2 protein-coding genes and 1 pseudogene are annotated in these 3,427 nt (G+C 65.9%); 1 reads left to right on the top strand and 2 read right to left on the bottom strand.

Features of this window, described 5'->3' with window-relative positions:
• The first annotated feature begins 209 nt into the window (after positions 1-209).
• Entirely contained in the window at positions 210-974 is a 765-nt protein-coding gene (locus D477_RS15900; protein WP_202804105.1) for a SurA N-terminal domain-containing protein, read from the top strand.
• A 97-nt stretch (positions 975-1,071) separates the two neighbouring features.
• On the opposite strand, the gene D477_RS22780 is transcribed toward D477_RS15900, so the two are convergent.
• Complete coding sequence (locus tag D477_RS22780; RefSeq protein WP_190273579.1) at positions 1,072-1,242, bottom strand: hypothetical protein; 171 nt, start codon at positions 1,240-1,242, stop codon at positions 1,072-1,074.
• Between the two features lie 56 nt (positions 1,243-1,298).
• Positions 1,299-3,427: pseudogene (locus tag D477_RS22785) on the bottom strand (VCBS repeat-containing protein); the annotation flags it as partial.

Here is a 3,427-nt window from a genome sequence, read left to right on the forward strand (position 1 = left end):
GCTACTACGAACTCCCCGCTGACCGCGTCGCCGCATCCAAGCAGATCGGCTACGGCTTCTCGACGTACAACCCCTTCTCCTGATCGCCGCACTGTAATTCACAGGGAGTTCCCAGCGGGTAACCCGGTGTGACCTCGCCCCGCCTGACCTGCTAGCCTCGGTCACTCAGCCGGAAACGGAAGGACTTTATGTCGAGCAACAAATGGCTAGTGGCAATCGTCGTAGCTGGAACCCTGGCCCTGACGGCCTGCGGCGGAGCAACCGAAGCCGGCAGTGCAGGCCAGACGCAGCAGGCGTCGCCCGGTGCAAGCGGCCAAGCCCAAGACCCCTCAGCCGGCCAGCAGGAAATGCCGAAGCCGGACCTGAACGGAATTCCCGACGTCGTTGCCGAAGTAAACGGCACCAAAATCACCAAGGAAGACTTCACGACTGCGTATGAGGCGCAGTTCCAGCAGATGGCCATGCAGTCCCAGATGATGGGCCAGGAAGTCGACCAGGAGAAGCTCAAGAAGCAGACCGCCGAAGGCATCGTCGGCACCGAACTGCTTATCCAGGAAGCCGGCAACCGCGGCCTTGAGGCGTCGCAGAAGGAAACCGACAAGGCCCTGGACGAGATCGTCAAGACCAACCAGCTCAAGTCCAAGGACGAGTTCATGGCCGCCATGGAAAAGCAGGGCATGGACGAGGCCAAGGTTACCGAAGAGCTCAAGAACCAGGTCATGGTGGAGAAGCTGATCGCCGAGGAAGCCGGCGACACCAAGCCCACCGACAAGGAACTCAAGGCCGCCTACGAGGAGGCCAAAAAGCAGCAGGAGCAGATGGCCCAGCAGGGCGGCCAGGGCGCCGAGATGCCCTCGTTCGAGGAGTCGAAGCCCCAGCTCGAGCAACAGCTCAAGTCACAGAAGGAAGGCGAGATTGTCCAGGCCCTCGCCAAGGACCTGCGCGCCAAGGCGGACGTCAAGATCCACGTCTGAGCCGCAGTTTCCAAGTACGACGACGGGTGGCCGGCTTCAGCGCCGGCCACCCGTTTCGTCTATAGTCGCCCAGGATGTTCACGCTGAAGCAATTGCGTTAACTGGTCAGCAGCTCCGCAGCATAGCGGTTGAGCGGCACACCACGATTGTCCGCGCCGGCAGCCCACGACTTCGCCGTCCGTTCGGCTGCCTCCGCCTGGCGCCGCAGCTTTGCCGCGCGTTCGGTGGCTTGGCGCGCTTGTTCAGCGGCCCTCTCCCCTGCCGTCATTTGTCCCCCATGAACCGTATGCAGTTTTCGCTGATCCAGCTGTTTTCGTTGATCTATCAGGAGCCGAGGCGCAGCGTTTCCCAACCACCCTGGCCGATGATGATGCGCTTGTTGATCCGGTTGGTGCCCACACCGTAGTGGTAGAGGTTGCCGTACCGGTCGCCCGCGAGGATGCCGGGCTGCCCGGCGGTCACGTGGTCCGGGATCGACGAGAGGTGGATCATCGTGTTCCAGCCGGACCGGCCGACGACCTTGCGCGTCTCGGCGAGGAAACTGCCGGAGCCGTTGGAACGGTAGAGCTTGAGCTGCCCGGCCGGAGTCTTGACCACCAGATCCATCTTCTGGTCGCGGTCGTAGTCCATGGCCATCAGCTTCAGGTCCCGCCAGCCGGAGGTTCCGATCAGCGTCCTTGCGCCGTGCCGCGCGCCGGCCGGATTGGCATAGGCGTAGAGCTTGCCGTCGCGGACATTCTTCGCCACGATGCCCGGGAACTGGTCGGCGCGGCGCCAGTTGGCCACCAGGATCTCGTACCCCTGCCAGCCGCTGCGGCCGACTTCCGCACGCCGGAACCCGCCGGCGGCCAGCCCGTAGTCCACGGTCAGCCGGCCGGACCTCCAGTTTGCCACCAGGTCCTGGATGCCGTCCTTGTTCCAGTCGGCCACGTCGACGTTGAGGGCGGTCTGCCAGCCGCCGGAGACGAACGTTCGCCGGGCAAGGTCGCCGCCCTTCGCGGACGGGTAGACGTACAGGTACCCGTCGGCGGCGATCGCCGTGATGTCGCCCGAGAGGACCTTGGCGGTCTTGTTGGCCGGCGGCAGGCGGTCCGGCATGACCCGCAGGTCCCGGGCCAGCAGGGCAGGCATGTCGTAGGTGTAGTGGTTGACGCCGGGCAGCACGGTCATGGTCGTCTTGGTGAAGCCCCTGCTCGCATACTGCTTCTGCGCGTTCTGCGCCGTGCCCAATGCGGACCAGGTCGCAAGCGTCGTGCCGCCGAGGCCATCGAGGCTGCCCGCGATCCAGTTCAGGTTGAGCGCCTTCACCTCTGCCGACGGCGTGGTCGGCATGCTGCGCCAGCCGCCCCCGCCCACGATGGTCGCGCCGCCGCCCTTGATCCAGTTCTGCCGGTCGGCCAGCACTTCAAAACTGACGAATTCAGCACCCCCGGAATAGCCGTGGAACCAGACCCGGCTCGCATCGACGTCGTACTTGGAGATCAGCATGGCGGACAGCGCACGGAAGTAGTCGCCGTTCCGGTCCGTCTCCTCCCACCAGGTGATGCCGCCGCTCTTGTCCGGCGTGATCACCGGGATCATGATCATGTTCTTCTTCGCCGCCTCGGCCGCCATCGCCTTCATGACCGCGCCGGTGGGATGGTGCACGTAGGACTGCGCCGGGTAGCTGTAGTCGCCGTGGAAGACGAAGAGCACGCCCACCGGCTGGGAGCGGTCCACGTTGTTGCCGTACACGTGGTACTGCCCCGTGAGGCCGTTCGGCGCCTTGTAGGTCTGGTAAGTGAGGTTGCCCGGTGCCGGCGGGTAGGTCACGGGAGCGGTCTGCGGCGTCGTCACCGTCTTGGAGGCGTAGTTGGTCTTCGTCGCGTAGATGCGCACGGAGATTTTCATTCCGACGTCGTCCGCACTCACCTTGTAGGTGGCGGCGGTGGCCCCGCTGATCACCAGGCCGTCGCGCAGCCACTGGTACTTTAGGACGGCGCCGGTGGTCCAGGTGCCCTTCGCGGTAAGCGTCTTGCCGACGTGCGCGCTGCCGCTGATATAGGCGGCGACGGTGTTGGCCACTGTGCCCAGGACCGCTCTAGCCGTGGCGGCCGACGTCACGGTCGTGGAGGTCATGCCGGCCTTGGTGCCCGTCACCCGCACGCTGAGCCGCGTGCCGGCGTCGGCCGCGGTGACCTTGTAGGTGGCGGCGGTGGCGCCGCTGATCGGCTGGCCGTCGCGCAGCCACTGGTAGCTCAACGCTGCTCCCGTGGTCCACGTGCCGGGGTTCGCGGTCAGGGTCTGGTCGAGCACGGCTTTCCCGGTCACCGCGGGGGCGACCGTGTTCTGGACCGCCATGACCTGGCGCGGCTTGGCCGTCTCCGTGGGCGGCGCTTCCGTGGTGGGTGCGTCCGTCGTCGGGGCCGCGCGGGCTGGGTCGTCGGAGCTGGCTTGCTCGTGGGGGCCGGCTG

It is taken from the genome of Arthrobacter crystallopoietes BAB-32 (genome assembly GCF_000328305.2).
In the GTDB taxonomy this organism is placed as follows: domain Bacteria; phylum Actinomycetota; class Actinomycetes; order Actinomycetales; family Micrococcaceae; genus Crystallibacter; species Crystallibacter crystallopoietes_A.

Coding starts and splice junctions, on each gene's coding strand:
- D477_RS22780 (WP_190273579.1), bottom strand. CDS start 1,242: ATGACGGCAGGGGAGAGGGCCGCTGAACAAGCGCGCCAAGCCACCGAA.